Source organism: Amycolatopsis umgeniensis (assembly GCF_014205155.1).
Classification (GTDB): domain Bacteria; phylum Actinomycetota; class Actinomycetes; order Mycobacteriales; family Pseudonocardiaceae; genus Amycolatopsis; species Amycolatopsis umgeniensis.
This window is the reverse complement of record NZ_JACHMX010000001.1, coordinates 2,370,815-2,386,305: the sequence shown is the minus strand read 5'-3', so window position 1 is coordinate 2,386,305 and position 15,491 is coordinate 2,370,815. Positions and strand designations below refer to the sequence as shown.

The 15,491-nt window shown below is 70.6% G+C and carries 13 protein-coding genes; 4 read left to right on the top strand and 9 right to left on the bottom strand.

All coding sequences use genetic code 11. The features are described 5' to 3' along the window. Window positions 1-146 precede the first annotated feature (146 nt). Complete coding sequence (locus tag HDA45_RS10630; protein WP_184894211.1) at window positions 147-1,553, bottom strand: serine/threonine protein kinase; 1,407 nt, start codon at window positions 1,551-1,553, stop codon at window positions 147-149. A 102-nt stretch (window positions 1,554-1,655) separates the two neighbouring features. Between HDA45_RS10630 and eccD the strand changes: the two genes are divergently transcribed. Together eccD and eccB are read left to right on the top strand one after the other, a co-directional pair. Then, window positions 1,656-3,038 (top strand): type VII secretion integral membrane protein EccD, encoded by a 1,383-nt coding sequence (eccD, locus tag HDA45_RS10625; RefSeq protein ID WP_184894209.1) that lies wholly within the window; start codon window positions 1,656-1,658, stop codon window positions 3,036-3,038. Window positions 3,039-3,042: 4 nt separating this feature from the next. Next, window positions 3,043-4,476 (top strand): type VII secretion protein EccB, encoded by a 1,434-nt coding sequence (gene eccB, locus HDA45_RS10620; RefSeq protein ID WP_184894207.1) that lies wholly within the window; start codon window positions 3,043-3,045, stop codon window positions 4,474-4,476. 111 nt (window positions 4,477-4,587) lie between these two features. Here the strand turns inward: eccB and HDA45_RS10615 are convergent, their stop codons facing one another. From HDA45_RS10615 to eccCa, 5 genes are read right to left on the bottom strand one after another with little or no spacing between them, the layout of a single operon-like run. Beyond that, window positions 4,588-5,724, bottom strand: a complete 1,137-nt coding sequence (locus HDA45_RS10615; protein WP_184894205.1) for a hypothetical protein — start codon at window positions 5,722-5,724, stop codon at window positions 4,588-4,590. A 10-nt stretch (window positions 5,725-5,734) separates the two neighbouring features. Further along, entirely contained in the window at window positions 5,735-6,151 is a 417-nt protein-coding gene (locus HDA45_RS10610) for a hypothetical protein (protein WP_184894203.1), read from the bottom strand. Window positions 6,152-6,161: 10 nt separating this feature from the next. Further along, window positions 6,162-7,508 carry a hypothetical protein gene (locus HDA45_RS10605; RefSeq protein ID WP_184894201.1) on the bottom strand — a complete coding sequence of 449 codons (1,347 nt, stop codon included), beginning with the start codon at window positions 7,506-7,508 and terminating at the stop codon, window positions 6,162-6,164. Window positions 7,509-7,517: 9 nt separating this feature from the next. Continuing rightward, a complete protein-coding gene (locus tag HDA45_RS10600; RefSeq protein WP_184894199.1) occupies window positions 7,518-7,898 on the bottom strand; it encodes a hypothetical protein in 381 nt (126 codons plus the stop codon). A gap of 33 nt (window positions 7,899-7,931) precedes the next feature. Then, complete coding sequence (gene eccCa, locus HDA45_RS10595) at window positions 7,932-11,891, bottom strand: type VII secretion protein EccCa (protein ID WP_184894197.1); 3,960 nt, start codon at window positions 11,889-11,891, stop codon at window positions 7,932-7,934. Between the two features lie 134 nt (window positions 11,892-12,025). On the opposite strand from eccCa, the gene HDA45_RS10590 reads away from it, so the two are divergent. Both HDA45_RS10590 and HDA45_RS10585 read left to right on the top strand, forming a co-directional pair. Next, window positions 12,026-12,328 (top strand): WXG100 family type VII secretion target, encoded by a 303-nt coding sequence (locus HDA45_RS10590; RefSeq protein ID WP_184894195.1) that lies wholly within the window; start codon window positions 12,026-12,028, stop codon window positions 12,326-12,328. A 25-nt stretch (window positions 12,329-12,353) separates the two neighbouring features. After that, entirely contained in the window at window positions 12,354-12,647 is a 294-nt protein-coding gene (locus tag HDA45_RS10585; RefSeq protein ID WP_184894193.1) for a hypothetical protein, read from the top strand. A 199-nt stretch (window positions 12,648-12,846) separates the two neighbouring features. On the opposite strand, the gene mycP is transcribed toward HDA45_RS10585, so the two are convergent. Genes mycP through HDA45_RS10570 form a run of 3 tightly spaced genes read right to left on the bottom strand, consistent with a single transcriptional unit; the run spans window position 12,847 to window position 15,438 of the window. Beyond that, complete coding sequence (gene mycP / locus HDA45_RS10580) at window positions 12,847-14,106, bottom strand: type VII secretion-associated serine protease mycosin (RefSeq protein ID WP_184905484.1); 1,260 nt, start codon at window positions 14,104-14,106, stop codon at window positions 12,847-12,849. 28 nt (window positions 14,107-14,134) lie between these two features. Continuing rightward, on the bottom strand, window positions 14,135-15,109 hold the full coding sequence (locus HDA45_RS10575; RefSeq protein ID WP_184894191.1) for a DUF6177 family protein: 975 nt from the start codon (window positions 15,107-15,109) through the stop codon (window positions 14,135-14,137). Beyond that, window positions 15,094-15,438 carry a hypothetical protein gene (locus tag HDA45_RS10570; RefSeq protein WP_184894189.1) on the bottom strand — a complete coding sequence of 115 codons (345 nt, stop codon included), beginning with the start codon at window positions 15,436-15,438 and terminating at the stop codon, window positions 15,094-15,096. Before HDA45_RS10570 ends, HDA45_RS10575 begins: the two co-directional genes overlap by 16 nt. Window positions 15,439-15,491 lie beyond the last annotated feature (53 nt).

Below are 15,491 nucleotides of genomic sequence, written 5' to 3'. Positions count from 1 at the left end.
TCCCGAAAGTGGCTTTCGCGACACCCGAAGCCGATCGCATGAGCGGTGACCCAAGGGGGCTGTGTGGAAATAGGGACATCCAACGTCCCTGTTTCCACACAGCCCTCGCGTCTCAGGCTGGGCCGGACACAAGGGCGGCGGCGGGCTCAGGGGTTGCAGCGCGCGCCGCGGATCGCGATCGGCTCGGTGGTGTAGACGTGGCGGCCGTCGGTCGCCCTGAGCTGGAAGCAGTACCGGCGCGCGGGGTCGACGGGGACCTCCAGGCTGCGCTGGCGGTGGGCGATGAGCTGTTTCGTCTCGATCCGCTCGCCCGCCATGATGACGACGAAGTCCAGTTCGCCTTCCGCGGTCCAGGTCAGTTGCACTCGATCGCTCTGGTCCTGCGGCGGGGCGAGGGCCAGCTTGACGTCCGGCGCGGGCGCGGAAGCCGGTGACGGCGGCGGGATCGCGGCCGCCACCGGGATCGCCTGCCCGCCGACCTCCGCCGGGCCGAGGACGAGCGGCAGCGCGGCCAGTCCGGCGACGAGCACCCCGGCCCCCGCCAGCGCGACGGGCCGCCACGGGATCCCGCGTTCGGTCTTGAGCGGTCCGCTGAACTCGCGGATCAGGGTGCGGCCACCGGCGGGCGGCGCTTGGACCACCTGGACCGGCGGGGCCCCGGCGGGCGGCCGGTGGACTTCGGCGAAGTCGTCGAACTCGACGTCGACGTCCTCTTCTTCGCCGGGTACGTCGTGGGATTCCCCCGTGACGACCTCGCCGCCGGGCAGGCGCAGCTTCGTGAACAGCCGGGCCAGTGACGCGACGTCGTGGGGCCGGTCGGCCGGTTCCTTGGCCAGCAATCGGAGGATCGTGCCGGAGAGTTCCCTCGGGACGGCCGGGTCCTGGATCGGCGTCACCGGTTCCCGCAGTACCTGGAGGATCCGCTCGCCGGGCTGCTGCCCGGTGTGGCAGGGGAAGGGCGGTGCGCCGGTCAAGGCGGCGTAGAGCACCGCGCCGAGTCCATAAAGGTCGGACGCGGGGGAAAGTGTGTCGTCGCGCAGGGTTTCCGGCGCGGTGTACTCGACCGCGTACATCGGATCGCGCGGGAATCGCCGCCGCAGGGCCACCCCGAAATCGGCGAGCACGAATTCGCCGGACGCGCGGTACAGCACGTTGTGCGGGCTCACGCCGCCGTGCAGCAAGTCCGCCCCGTGCGCCGCGGCGAGCGCGGACGCGATCGAGGCGCCGAGCGCGAGAACGTCGGAAACCCCCAGGCGGGCACCGGAATCCAGCAGTCCGGCGAGGGAACCCGGGCACAGTTCGCGGCGGACACCGGAGCGGCCGTCGGGGTGGGACAGGATTTCGTCGATCTGCAGGACCGACCGCGTCGACCGCACGGCGGCGAGCGCCTTCCGTTCGCGCTCGAGCCACGCCGAGGTCTCACGGTCGAAGGAAGCGGGGAACATCTTGACCGCAAAGTCGTTGCCCGTGACGGGATCCCGGCCCGCGTAGACGGTGGCGATGGGGCCCTGGGCCAGCAGCCTCGGTCCGCCGACGCCTGTCTCGATGCTCATGTCCCCATTGTCGCGCAAGAAGACCGGATCCGTCGCACTTTCCCGGCGGCAGGTTCCTGCCGCGGGGGCCCGGCGGCCCGGTCACCGGCCCACTCTTTTCCCATGCAGACTGCCGGCCTGGTCAGGGTCACCATCACCACTCCGCACCGGCGCATCGACATGGCGCTGCCGGAACACGCTTCCGTCGCCGAAATCCTCCCCGGCCTGCTCGCGCGGGCGGGTGAAGGGATGGCCGACGACGGGGTCGCCGGCGGCGGCTGGCAACTGCGCCGCGCCGACGGGACGGCCTTCGATCTGGACCGGACGCTGGGCGCGCACCGGGTCCGGGACGGGGAGATCCTCCATCTGACGCCGCGCCGCGCCGAATGGCCGGAGCCCGAGTACGACGACCTCGTGGACGCGATCGCGACCGGCTCCGGCCGCACCGGCAAGGCCTGGGGGCCGCGGCACACGCGGCAGGCGGGGCTGGCGGCCGGCGCGGTGGCGCTGTCGTTCGGTCTCGTCGCGGTGCTGCGCGCCGGACCCCCGTGGACGTCCCCGGCGTTCTGGGCGCTGGCCGTTTCGGCGCTGTTGCTGGCCGCGGGCGTCCTGCTCGCGCGGGCCCTGCGTGACGCCGGGGCCGGGGCGGTTCTCGCCGCCGTCGCGCTTCCGTTCGCCTTCACCGGCGGCGGCCTGCTGCTGGCGGACGACGATCCGATCGGCGCGTTGTCCGCTGGAAATCTGCTGCTGGCGAGTGCGGCGTTGCTGCTCGCGGCCGTCGTCGGGCATCTCGGGGTGACAGCCGCGCCGGAGCTGTTCGCGGGGGCGGCCACCGTCGGCCTGCTCGGGGTGCTCGGCGGCTGGCTGGCCACCTTCGACGATCTGGCGGGCTATCGGTCGGCGGCCGTGATAGGCGGCGGGGTGCTCGCGCTCTCGACCACGTTCGCGCCCTTGGCGCTGCGGCTCGGCCGGGTGCCGATGCCGGTGCTGCCGCGTTCGACGGCGGACCTCGTCCGCGACGATCCCCAGCCACCGCTCGCCCTCGTGCACGCCGCCGTGGCCAGAGCGGACGCGCTGCTCACCGGCATGCTGGGCGGCGCGGCGATCGTCGTCCTGTACTGCCAGCTTTCGCTGATCCGCAGCGACAGCGAGGCCGCTGTCGTCCTCGTCGCCCTGCTCGCGGCCGGTTTCCTGGTGCGGGCGAGGTTGTATCCGATCCTGCGGCAGCGGCTGCCGTTGCTGGTGACCGGGATCTTCGGCGCCGGATGCCTGCTCGCGGGTCCGCTCATGGCGGACCGCTCGCTGCTGCTCGTCCTGGCCGGACCGTTGTCCTTGGCGGTGGCCGCGGGCGTCATCGCCTCCGGTGTCGTACTGAGTACTCGCGCCGCCAACCCTTATCTCGGCAGGCTCGCCGAGTACTTCGAGATCCTGCTGATGATCGCCGTCGTCCCGGTGGCGTGTTCGGTGCTCGGCCTGTACGGCTACGTGCGCGGACTGGGGGGCTGAAACCATGGCGTCCAAACGAGATCAACTGCAGGCGTACCAATTCCTGGTGCAGCGCGCGATTTCCGCGCTCGTGACCAGGGAGACCGATCCGGAGCAGCCGCCGTTCCGGCGTCCCTCCGGCGCCGCTTTCGCCAGTGTCGCGCTGGCGATCGTGGCGCTGGCGTGCGTCGGGGTGTACGGGATGATCGTGCCCGGCGGGAACAACGCCTGGCGGAAGGATCCGGCGGTCATCCTGGAGAAGGAGACCGGAACCAGGTACGTCTTCCTGGACGGCAGGCTGCACCCCGTCGCGAACTACACGTCGGCGCTGCTCCTGCTCGGCGATCACCGCGCCACGGAACGGGTATCGCGCGACTCGCTCGCCGGCGTCCCGCGCGGACCGCGGATCGGTATCGCCGACGCGCCGGACGCCTTGCCCGGCAAGGAAAAACTGCTGACCGGTTCGTGGTCGCTGTGTTCGGCCCCCGCCAGTGACCTCGCGGGCAGCCGGATCGAGGAGTCGGTCCTGCTGGCGGGCGCTTCGCCGTCCGGCGGTGCGGAACTGGGCGATCAGGCGTTGCTGGTGGAATCGACGTCGACCGGCGAGCGGTTCCTGGTGTGGCGCGGCCATCGGCACAAGATCGACGACTACGGCGCCGTCGGCACCGGGCTCGCGCTCACCGCCGAGCCGTGGGCGAGGGTCGGCAGGGCCTGGCTCGACGTACTCCCGGAAGGCGCGCCGATCGGCCCGCTCCCGGTGGCCGCCGCGGGGGAGGTGTCCACCGCTGTCCCGGGCAGGACCGACATCCGGAACGGGATGCTGCTGATGGTGCAGGCCTCCGGCGGCGGAAAACAGCACTACCTCACCGAACGGGACGCCCTGCGGCCGATCACCGAACTGCAGTACGACGTCCAGCGCGCGAGCGCCCAGATGCTCGCCGCCTATCCAGGGGCCGAGCCCAAAACCGTGCCGCTGCCGCCTTCGCTGGCGACGATGTCGCGGCAACTGGACCCGATCCAGGCCGAAGCGGGCGCGGCGCCCGCGATCCGTCCGGCCGTCGCGCGTCTGCGTGATCAGGACGCCACCGTGTGCGCCACCTTCGCCGACGGCGCCGCGGCTCCTTCGCTGGCCGTCGATCCAGTGCTGCCGCCCGCCGATCCGATGTCCACCACGGCTCGCCGGACCGCCACCGGGACACCGCTCGCGGACCGCGTCCACGTGCCGCCGGGCAGCGCGATCGTCGTCGAGGCGATGCCGTCGGCGCAGGCTCCCGCCGGGACGCTGACCGTGGTGACCGACATGGGGCGCCGCTATCCGCTGGCTTCCCCCGACGTGCTCAAGATGCTCGGGTATCCATCGGTGAGTCCGATGCGGCTTCCCGCCGGCCTGGTGGCCCGTCTGCCCGAGGGCCCGAGCCTCGACCCCACCGCCGCCCGCCGTCAAACCCTGGGCGGCTGAGTTTCCCGCGTCCGGCACGACGAAGGGAGCTGTCCGTGAAGGCCTCCTTCCCTACCTTGAGCGTAGGGAAGGAGGCCTTCACGGACCCGCCCCGACAGGACAGGCCTTCAGTCACGCCCGGCGCAGGGTGAACTGACCGTCCGGGCTGCCTTTCGCGGCACGGCCGCGCAGCTTCTCCGGAACGCCGTCGCTCTTCCCTGACGACGCCCGCCGGGCCGCCCCGTTCCGTCCGGTCGGCTGGTCGCTCGAAGACGGGCGAAGCGTGCTCGCCGTGTTCTGCCCGCCGGCATGCGGCGGCGACATCGGGGACATCGGGCTGGTCGCCGCCTTCGCGCCGGACGGCGTCGCGGCCCCGGGCTGGATCTCGGAAGCCAGGCTGGGCGCCTTCTTCGTCCCGACAGGTTTGGCGGCCACCGGAAGACCGGCCATCCCGCCCGCCGCGCCGATACCGCCGAGGAGTCCCGTCGGCACCGGCGGCGCACCCGATCCTCCGGGCAGTCCGCCGAGCGACGGGACGGCGCCTGCCGCGGCCGGCAGCGGGGCCAGCCCGGCGAGCGAAACGCCGGACGATCCGTCGTAGCCGGGGATGTCCGGTATCGAGACATCCGGGAGGGAGCTCCCGCTCCCGCCGCCGACGCCGACCGATTCGGCGAGCCCCTGCACCTCCGACAGCGCGTTCATCCCCGCTTCGGCCGCCTTGATGAAGTCGGCGGGGGAGTTCCCTTCCGCGGACGCCTGCGGCATCTCGGGCATCAGATGGTCGGGCTGCTGGATTCCGGAGGCCGAGACGACCTTGAGCATCGACATGTCGAACTGCGCGCCGAGTGCGGTCATCCGCGCACCCGACGCCTGCTGGATCAAGGGAGCCGCCCAGGCGGTGAACGGGTTGGAGATCGCCGCCATGTACTGGCCGTGCAGCACCGCCACCTCCTGCATCGTCTCCTGGATCCCGCCCGCCAGCGTCGTCAGTGTCTCGGCGGGCTGGGCCAGATCGATGCGCTCACCCCAGAACCGGAGTTCGGCGAGGGAACGCTGCGCCTTTTCTTCGTGGGCGCGGCCGGCGTCGTCCTGCCAGGTCGGCGACAACTCGCCCACCCGGGTGTGCAGTTCGGTCGACGCGTTTTCGATCCACGCGCGGGATTCGGTCCACATCCGCGCCGCGTCGGTGAGGACGGCGACGTTGGCCTGCTCGGCGGAGATCATCGCCAAATGCATCTCGATCGGCAGCAGATTGTAAGGAACAGCCATGTTGAGCTCCTCAGACAAGGTCCTGCGAGGCGTCGCTCGCAGTCTGGTCGGCCGGTTTTTCGGCGGTGGACGGTTGCTGCTGCCCGGAACCGGCCGTCTTCTTCACCAGGTCGATGCCCTGTTTGAGCACCTTGGTGGCGGACGTGGCCAGTTCGAGGGCGCTGGTGACGTCCGCCGCGCTGTAGGTGAGCGCGGCGGTCTTGACCTTCGTCGAGTCGGTGACCATCTCTTCGGTCATCTTCGCCATGAACGCGGCCATACTCGCTGTCGCGGCCTTGTCCAGCACCGACATCGCGATGCCTTCGAAGAGACCGGTCAGATTCGGCGGCGTCCCCAGTCGCGCGAGTGACGGCGGCATCTCCGGGGCGGTGAGCTTGCTCGAGTAAGCGCTCATCGACTCGGTATCCGCTTTGATTTGATCGGGCATCTACCCCTCCTCACTGTCCGGCGCGGTAGCGCGGACCACTGTCTTCCTGTTCGACCTGCCACAACTCTTCGTCGAGCAGCTGGACCGTGTCGTTCTCCCGGTCCCAGCGCCGGGGCGCGGGAGCCGGTTCCGCCGTCCGGTCGGCCGGACGGCCACGTCCTGACCGCCCGAGTAGCGAAACTCCCGGGGTCACGCCGGATTTGCGCTCGCGAGGCCTTCCGGTGGCGGCGTGCTCGGCGGCGCCGGGCTTGATCCCGCCGCCCCTTTTCGCCCCGCCGTGCTGCGGTTGCTGTTGCGCCGGCGGCATCGTCCCCGGGCTGCCGGACGTGCTCGCGCCGCCGGAACCCGTGGCGGACAAGGAGGTCACCGGCGGGAAAGCGGCGCTGCCGACGCCACCGGGTGATGGGCTGACCGGCGCGACCGGCGAAAGCGATCCCCCGGCGGCGGAACCACCGACGGGGCTCACGCCGCCCCCGGCGAGACTGGGCAGACCCGAAGGATCCGAGGTGCCTTCGACGCGGGCGAGCCGTTGCGCGACTTCCAAGGGCGAGAGCGAGTCTCCCGGGCCGAGCGGATCGAGGGGATCGAGCGGCGTCGGGAGTGGTGAACCTGTTCCGCCGCCGAGCAGTTGCTGTGCCGACTGCATCGCCTGGCTCAACGCGTCCAAGGCCCCCGGCGCCGCCTCGAGAGCGGCCTTGAGCGGATCCGTGGTCTCCGGCGTCGTCGGTTCGGTGGGCGCGGGCTCCTGCGGTTGCGGTTCGGTGGGCGACGGCGCGGTACCGGGAGAAGCCGACGCGGGTCCGGGGTTCGTGGCCGGATTCTGCCTGCCCTGCCGGGAAGTGGCCGCCCGCGGCCCCTTCCATTCCACGCCGACGGCACCCCGCATGCCCGTCGCCGCGGCCGTGTACAGCGGCACGAGTTTGGTGATCTCCGCGGCGATCTTCCCATCGATGTCCTGCCGCTGCTTGCCCTTGTCCTCATCGGACAGTCCGTTGTAGTGGATGACCAGCCGCTCCGCGGCGCGCTGGGCCGCCCACAGCCCGCTGTCCAGTGCGTTGATGGTGTCGAACACGTTCGACGTGGTGACGTGGTTCCCGACGGTGACCCTCGAGCCCGGATCGGTCCAGGACCGCATGACGGCGAGGTCCTGGTTCACCCTGGCCAGGAACTGCCGTCCGGCCGCGTCCGGCCAATGGTCCTGGGTGACGAGCTGATTCGCCTGCTGGTGCAGGAGTTTCGCCTGATCGCCGATCCAGGTCCTGGCCTGTCTCCACAGCCACTGGGTGGCCGCCAGCTTGGGGATGTGACCCTGCACTTCGGCGTAGATCTGGTTGTACATCTCTTCGATGGACGCCATGGCTCCCCCTCAGCGCCGTCCGGCGTTCGGGTCGAGCAGCCGGGGATCGACTTCCGGCGTGTATCCCACGGGCCGGGTGACGAAAGCGGTCAAGATCTCCTGGCGGCCCGCTTCGTCGGCACGGAGGTAGTTCACGGCCGTCTGCTGGACGAAGTCGGCGTAAGCGGCGAATCCCTGCTCGACCTTCGTGATGAAGGTCTGGAGCTTGGGAATGGTTTCGTTCTCCACGTGCGTGAGGTGCTGGCAGTAGTCGAACAGCCCGCCGGGGCACGGTGTCATCTCGCCGATCCGGGCGATGGGGCTGACCGGGGTCGCCTCGATGCTGCTCATGAGCTTCGACGCGAACTCCCGCATGGCGTCCGTGTCGCCCTTGATGTGGTCACCGCTCATAGTCACTCCTCAGGTCGTTTCCGGTCGTCGCGCTCAGTCCTGTACGGGCAGCCAGGCGAGTTGCACCAGGTCCTTCTGACCCCGGCGGTCCACCAGCCAGCCGCGTCCCGGCGGCAGGACCTGCGCCCGCATCCCGCCCAGCAACGGACCTTCGTCCCGGTCGCCGGACATCATCAGACCGGGCGTGCCCACTTCCCGGAGCCTGCCGAGGAAAGGCTCGAACAGGCCTCGGCCCGCGCCACCGGTGCGGCGGGCCAGCACCACGTGCAGGCCGACGTCCGAACCCTGCGCGATCAGCGGAAGCAAGGCCATGAGCGGATGTTCCTTGTGCGTGGCGACCATGTCGTAGTCGTCGACGAGGACGAAGATCTCCGGCCCCTGCCACCAGTTCCTCTTCCGCAGCTGCTCGGGGGTGACGTCCTTGCCGGGTAGCCGTTTCTTCAGCGCCGTCGCGGTCTCGGCGAGCAGACGTCCGCTGTGCTCGTCGTTGGTGCCGTAGCCGAGGAGGTGGTCTTCGCCCACTTCGCCGAGCAGGCTCCGGCGATGGTCGACCAGGATGATGCGGGCCTCGTCGGGCCGGTACGTGGTCTGGATCCGCTTGGCGAGTACCCGGAGGAACGACGTCTTGCCGCTCTGGGTGTCCGCCAGCACGAAGAAATGCGGGTCGGTGGCGAAGTCGAGCCGCATCGGCGACAGATCGCGTTCGTGGATCCCGACAGCGAGTCCCGGCTCTTCGCCTTCCACCCCGTCGGCGGGAGGAAGTTCTTCGTAGGGAAGGATTCCGGGCAGCAGCCGGACCGACGGCGCGGGCTCGCCCGGCCAAGCCGACTTCACCGCTTCGACGAGCGCTCCGAGGCCGTCGGCGAGGTCGTCCGCATCCGTGACACCGTCGATCCGGGGCAGCGCCACCAGCATCTGGTGCCCGCTCATGGCGATCCCGTGGCCCGGCGCGTCGGCGGGCACGCTCATCGCGGCACGCCGGTCGATTACGGAGTCGATGGGATCGCCGATCTTCAGTTCCAGTCTGCTGGCGAACAGATCCCGCACGTTCATCCGCAGATCGAACGACCGGGAGCACCCCGCCACGACGTGCACGCCGTAGGACAGGCCGCGAGCGGCGATGTCGCCGACAGTCTCCTCGAGTTCGGGGAAGTCGTTGCGCAGCGTCTGCCAGCCGTCGACGACGAGGAAGACGTCGCCGTGTCGTTCCGCCGGGAACCGGTTTTCGGCCCGCAGCCTGCGATAGGTGGCGATCCCGTCGATCTGGTGCTCGGCGAACATCCGTTCCCGCTGGGCCAGGATCGTCGACACCTCGGCGACCGTCCGCCGGACGGCGCCGGTGTCGAGCCTGCCCGAAACGCCGGCGACCTGCGGCAGGCCGGCGATCGAGGCGAGTGTGCCACCGCCGAAATCGAGGCAGTAGAACTGGACTTCCCGAGGCGTGTGAGTGAGCGCGAGGCTGGTGATCAACGTGCGCAGGACCGTGCTCTTCCCGGTCTGCGGCGCGCCCAGCACCAGGACGTGCCCCGCCGCGCCGGTCAGGTCCAGCGTCAGCGGGTCTCGCCGCTGTTCGAACGGCCGGTCCACGATGCCCAGCACCGGGCGCAGCGCACCGCCCGCCCCGGCGGTGAGGCCGCGCAGGGGATCCGTGACCAGCGGGGGCAGCAGGGCGTCCAGCGTCGGTGAGTCCGAAAGCGGCGGCAGCCACACCTGGTGGGCCGGGGTGCCCCGCCCCTCCAAGCGGTCGACCAGGATGTCCAGCAAGGTCTCGCCGACGGCGGTGTCGTCATCCGGTTCGGTGCTCTCCTCCGGCTCGACGTCGAACTCCTCGGCGACGTAGGCGGTGGTGTACTCCCGCAGCACCAGGCGTTCCCCCGGGTTGGTGGTCACGCCGCCGCCGGCGGCCCGCTGGTACACCCCGGACACGTAGGCGGAGCGGAACCTGTCCATCGGCTCGGTCCCGACCTTGAGGAACCCGTGCCCGGGGGCACGCGGCAGTTTGAAGGCGTCGGTGACCCCGAGGACGGCCCGGCTCTCCATCTCGGAGAACGTGCGGAGCCCGACCCGGTAGGACAGGTGGGTCTCCAGACCGCGCAGTCTGCCTTCTTCGAGGCGCTGGGAGGCGAGCAGCAGATGCACGCCGAGCGAACGGCCGACCCGTCCTATTTGGACGAACATGTCGATGAAATCGGGTTTGGCGGAAAGCAGTTCGGAGAACTCGTCGCAGATCACCAGCAGGGTCGGCACCTCGGGCAGCGGGGCTCCCGCCGCCCGTGCCTTTTCGTAGTCGCGCAAGGAGGAGAAGTTGCCCGCGGCCCGCAGCAGTTCCTGACGGCGGATCAGCTCGCCGTTGATCGCGTCGGTCATCCGGTCGACCAGATGCAGTTCGTCGGCGAGGTTGGTGATCACCGCGCTGGTGTGCGGCAAGGCGTCGAGCCTGGCGAAAGTGGCGCCGCCCTTGAAGTCGACCAGCGCGAAGTTCAGCGAACTCGGCGGGTGCGTGACGGCCAGCGCGAGGACGAGCGTGCGCAGCAGTTCCGATTTGCCGGAGCCGGTGGCCCCGATCAGCAGGCCGTGCGGGCCCATACCGTCCTGCGCCGATTCCTTGAGGTCGAGTTCGATCGGGGCGCCGTCGGCCTGGATGCCGAACTGGACGCGGAGCCGGTCCCGGTTCGGCCTCGGTTCCCACGTGTCGGCCGGATCGAATTCGTACGGATCGCCCAGTTCCAGCAGTTCGGCGAGACCGAGTTCGGTGCTCATCGGGGCCTCTCCCCGCAGGCCCGCGGTCAGCCGCAGCGGCGCCAGCTGGCGCGCGAGCCCCTCGGCCGCGACAGCCCCCAGCCGATCCGCCCTGCCCAGCGGTGCCTCACCGTCGATCGTCTCGCTGAGCATGTCGCCACCCTCGTCGACGGCGAGCACGACGGTGGTGCGGTCCAGTGCCCTCGGCGGCATCGTGGTCAGATCCACGACGGTCACCCCTTCGACGCCGCCGCCCGCCATGAGGTGGGAGGAGCCCGCGACCGCTCCGCCGTCGAGCACCACCACCAGATGCGGCCCGGCCAGCCGGACGTCCGATTCGGGATCGAACCTCGGCCGCTTGGCCAGTTCCTCCTCCAGCATCGACTCCAGGGCCGGGATGCTCGGTGCCACCAGGCGAAGCGGGCCGAGCGCGTCCGAACGCTCGGGATGCAGCGCGTGCGGCAGCCATTTGGTCCATTCCCAGGCCGCGCGGCGTTCTTCACCGGCGCAGATCGCGATCCGCAGGTCGTCGGGGGAATGCAGGGTGGCCAGCTGGGCCAGCGTCGCGCGCAGCATGCCGAGGGCGGCGTCGGTGTCGCCGCGCAGGTACACCCGGCTGAAACCGCTGATCGCGATGGCGATCGGCAAGTCGTCCACAGTGGAATAGGTGGTGATGAACCGCCGCAGCGCCAGCGCGGACAGCGGCTCGAGCTCTTCGAGCGGTTTGGTGTCGGGGGCGACCACGGTGGTGCCGGGGTTCTGCGCGCTCATCCCGATGCGGGCGACACCGAAGTCCGGGTCTTCCTTGCGCCGCTCCCACAACCGGTAGCTTCCCGCCAGCGACCACAAGGTGTCCGGATCCGGGTGCAGATACGCCATCGCCTCGCGCTGTTTGCGGATCGACCGCCGCAGGCGCAACCGATGCTGGGCGAGATGCCGCAGGTACTTCCGGCGGGCGTGGCCCATTTCCCGTTTGCTCGGGCCGCCGCCCTGCAGGAAACCCATGACGACCATGCCGAGCATGCCGACGCCCATGATCCCGTAGATGGCGAACCGCATCGACCCGGTCATGCTGCCCGAATACATCAGCAGCATCCCGGCCGTCATCGCCACCATCGGCAGCACCATCAGCACTTGGGCCCACTGCCGGGCGGGCGGGGGCGGGATCTCCGGCGGTGGCTGGAGGATCAGCTCACCGGACGGCATCTCCGGGCCCGGCCTGCGGGTGGGGCGCTTCACCACGACTGTCGACACGAAACCGATCGTCCGCCACCGGACCGGCTCCGGGACGGGGCTGGCAGGAAGCTGCCGACCACCGGAAGGAGCCGTGCTCGCTCACTAACTTGGACGGGGTAAGGGATCACCGCTGTCGTGGAAGGGAGGAAGTCATGACCAACGACCAGATCTACGGCGCCACACCGGAAATGTCCTCGTTCGGCCTGAAGACCAGGTCCATCGGCGAGGACATCAACGCCCAGGTGCAGTCGAGTCTCAGCAACATCCAGGGGCTGAGCGGGAGCTGGAACGGGCAGGCGAACAGGGCGTTCGAGGGGGTCGAGATGAACCGGCAGGGAAGCTGGAGCGCGAACACCCAGAACATCGACACCATGGCCGATGGGATCGTCCAGACGGCCGGCCGCTACTCCGACGCGGACGACCAGGCGACCACCGCCATCTCCCAGGTCATCTAGCCGGATCGCTCGAAGGGGAAAAGAAATGTCCGACGGACTCATTTCGGCGAGGTTCAGCGACCTCCACTCCATCGCCGGTGGCCTGCAGACCGCCATGGGCCAGCACGAACAGTCGCTGGACGACCAGCGGCACGAAGCGTTGCGCTCGCAGGACTTCTGGGGCGGCCAGAACAACGAAGAGATGTACGCCGCGGTGATGCAGGATCGCAAGATCGCCGACGAGGACATCCAGCGCGGCCAGCACCAGGGGCGCGCCACGGGCTCGACGGCGGACGGCTACCAGGACTGCGTCACCCAGTGCAGCGCCCTTTTCGGCTAGCCGGACCCGCACACCGAAGAATCCCCGGAGCTTCGCGCTCCGGGGATTCTTTCGTGTGCGGGGCCTTCATGTACTTGCGAAGCGCGGCCGCTGTGACTGCTGGTGCTCCTGGGGCCACCGGGTGTCCGTGAAGGCCTCCTTCACTACCTTGAGGGTAGGGAAGGAGGCCTTCACGGACCTTCCCGACAGGCGCGCCCGCTCAAGGCTCGGAGATCAAAAAGACCTGTTCCGGTGGTTCGACGACGGCAGGCTGATCCGGAACGGCGGCCGCGCGTGCGGGCCGCCAGCGGCGGCGTCGTCCTCGGGGCGCGATCACCGCGATCAGCGCGGCCAGCACGATTCCGGTCACCACGGCGACGGTGAGCCCTTGCGCGATCTCCGCCGTCCGCTCGTCACCTGCCTCCCGGTCGAGCCGCGCCTGATCCGGCGGCGGCGGGACGAACGCGGGCAGGACGGCGGGTTTCTGCGGATCGAGGCCGTCGGTCACCGCCCGGTACGGGTCGACCAGCCCCGCCCCGTAGGCGGGACTGCCCTGGCCGCCGCGTGCCGGCGCCGCCGTCGCCACCAACCGCCGCGCGACTTCGGCGGCAGAGAGACCGGGCCAGGCGGAGCGCACCAGCGCGGCTGTCCCGGTGACGAACGGAGCGGCGAAACTCGTGCCGTCGACATAGGCGTGGCCCGCCACCCTCGTCGCCGTCAGCACCTTGGCGCCCGGCGCGACGAGGTCGACATACCGGCCGATCTGGGAACCCTGGATCCGCGCGCCGTCGATGTCCACCGCCCCCACCGCGAGCACGCCGGGGTAGGAAGCCGGATAGGACGGCAGTTCGGTGGACGTGTCCCGCTGCGCGTTGCCCGCCGCGGCCACCACCAGGACATCCCGCGCGACCGCGTAGGCGACGGCGTCGCGGATCACCGCGAAGTCCTCGTGCCCGGCCAGCGAAAGGTTCAGCACCCTGGCGCCCTGGTCCGCGGCGTACCGGATCCCGTTGGCCACGACCTGAGGGTCGATCCGCAAGGACTCGCCCTGATCGCCGACGTCGCGATCGCTGATCCGCACCGGCAGGATCCGCGCGTCCGGGGCGACTCCGTGGAAACCGATGCCGGAGGCCGGATCCGCGGCCACGATGGCGGCCACCCCGGTTCCGTGCGACACGCAGTCGAACGCGCCGGGATAGCTGCCGGCGAGATAGAAGTCCCGGCCGGGAAGGACTTTTCCCGGCTGTCGCAGCTGCGGGTGGTCGGCGTCGACACCCGAGTCGACCACTGCGACGAGCACCCCGCCGCCCCGGCTGTGCGGCCACGCCCGCCGCGGATCGAGGACCTGTTGCGCCCAGGGCTGCGCCGGTACGGCCGATCGCGCCGGTTCCGGGGTGTGACAGGCGCCGGGCGGAGGAGCCGCCAGTGCCGGGGGCGTGAATCCGAAGAACTGGGCCGTCATGGCGACCGCCGCGGCCATCGCGGCCACCTGGTTTCGCTTCACTGGTTCAGCTCCCGACGGGTTTGCCGTAGTGGTGGAGGATGTCGGTGAGTTGCTCGAACGGTGCCGAAGTGCCGCCGTCGAACCGGCACCAGACAGCCTTGCGCGGGCCCGTGCCCAGGAGTTTCACCCGCGCGGCCGGAGTCCGGCGCGCGTGTGCCACGCCGAAGGCGGAGACGAGCTCGTGTCCGAAAAGGACTCCGTAGGGCAGCGCGGGTGGCGCGGGAACCGGGGTCCGCACGCCGTGGATCCGTCCGGGATGCGCGGCGACGACCAGGCGTGTCACGGTGCCCGCGCAGTCGGCGGCCAGCTCTTCGATGCGGTGGGTGTCCACCGATCCCGCCGCCGGACCGCTGAGCCGGAGCTCCTCGACGACGTCGTCGTCCACTTGCGACACCTGGAGCCGCCCCGTCACGCCTTCCCCGACCACGACCAGAGAGACCGGTCTCGGCACCCGGAGGCGGCAATGGGCGGCGATGTCGGAGGTCGACCACGGTTCGGTGACCGGTTCCGCGACACCCCAGCCGACCGGTCCGGCGCCGGTGAGTGCCCGCGTCGCGATCTCGGTGCTCCTGCCGAGCCGGAGCGGTTCGCCCGCCGGATACGACGTGGTGATCCGGACTTCGAGATCCCCGCTGCCCGGCGAGTACTCCCGCGGCGTGGGGATCGTCGCACCCGCCTCCGGGACGAAACGGGTTCCGTCCCAGTCCAGTGCGAGTCCGAGGAAACCGTCGCGATACGCGCCGGAGTCTTCACGGACGACCCAGCCGGCGCGCGCGTCGGCGAGCAGCGATTCCAGCGGATAGGTGAGCCCGCTTCGCGTGCCGGTGACGAGTTGCATTGTCCGTCCGCTTTCGACGGCGTTCCTCGCCGCGTCGATCAGCCAGGTGGAGGCGGGAACCACCGCTCGGAACTGTTCGACGACGAGCGCTTCGGAGGTGGCGCGGTCGGCGCCGGGATGCCCGCTCATCGGCTCGCCCACGACTCTCCTCCGGTCGCGGCGACCAGGGCGGCGGTGAACCGCCGTGCCGCCGTCTCGGCTTCGGAGTCGCCTTCCGGGGCACGGCCTTCCACCCACCACACCGGTGGCGGCACGTCCACGCCGAGCAGCCGCCGCACTTCGCCCGGCGCCCGGACCAGTCGCGCGCTCTCGATGGCCAGCAGCAACCGCCCCTCGGGATGCCGCAGCAGGAACAGCAGACGGTCTTCGTCCGTGTCCACTTCGGACAGCGGGCTCGCGGCCCGGATCGCCGAGACCAGGGTTTCGGCATCGGGTTCCCGGCGGCACAGGCCGACCACGTCGAAGGTCATCGTCACATGGTCGTGGCCCCGGGAGCGCGATCGGTCCCCGTGACAGCAACCGG

Excerpts from the sequence above, each read along its gene's own strand:
- HDA45_RS10630 (WP_184894211.1), bottom strand. The coding sequence starts at position 1,553 with ATGAGCATCGAGACAGGCGTCGGCGGACCGAGGCTGCTGGCCCAGGGC.
- eccD (WP_184894209.1), top strand. The coding sequence starts at position 1,656 with ATGCAGACTGCCGGCCTGGTCAGGGTCACCATCACCACTCCGCACCGG.
- eccB (WP_184894207.1), top strand. The coding sequence starts at position 3,043 with ATGGCGTCCAAACGAGATCAACTGCAGGCGTACCAATTCCTGGTGCAG.
- HDA45_RS10615 (WP_184894205.1), bottom strand. The coding sequence starts at position 5,724 with ATGGCTGTTCCTTACAATCTGCTGCCGATCGAGATGCATTTGGCGATG.
- HDA45_RS10610 (WP_184894203.1), bottom strand. The coding sequence starts at position 6,151 with ATGCCCGATCAAATCAAAGCGGATACCGAGTCGATGAGCGCTTACTCG.
- HDA45_RS10605 (WP_184894201.1), bottom strand. The coding sequence starts at position 7,508 with ATGGCGTCCATCGAAGAGATGTACAACCAGATCTACGCCGAAGTGCAG.
- HDA45_RS10600 (WP_184894199.1), bottom strand. The coding sequence starts at position 7,898 with ATGAGCGGTGACCACATCAAGGGCGACACGGACGCCATGCGGGAGTTC.
- HDA45_RS10590 (WP_184894195.1), top strand. The coding sequence starts at position 12,026 with ATGACCAACGACCAGATCTACGGCGCCACACCGGAAATGTCCTCGTTC.
- HDA45_RS10585 (WP_184894193.1), top strand. The coding sequence starts at position 12,354 with ATGTCCGACGGACTCATTTCGGCGAGGTTCAGCGACCTCCACTCCATC.
- mycP (WP_184905484.1), bottom strand. The coding sequence starts at position 14,106 with ATGGCCGCGGCGGTCGCCATGACGGCCCAGTTCTTCGGATTCACGCCC.
- HDA45_RS10570 (WP_184894189.1), bottom strand. The coding sequence starts at position 15,438 with ATGACCTTCGACGTGGTCGGCCTGTGCCGCCGGGAACCCGATGCCGAA.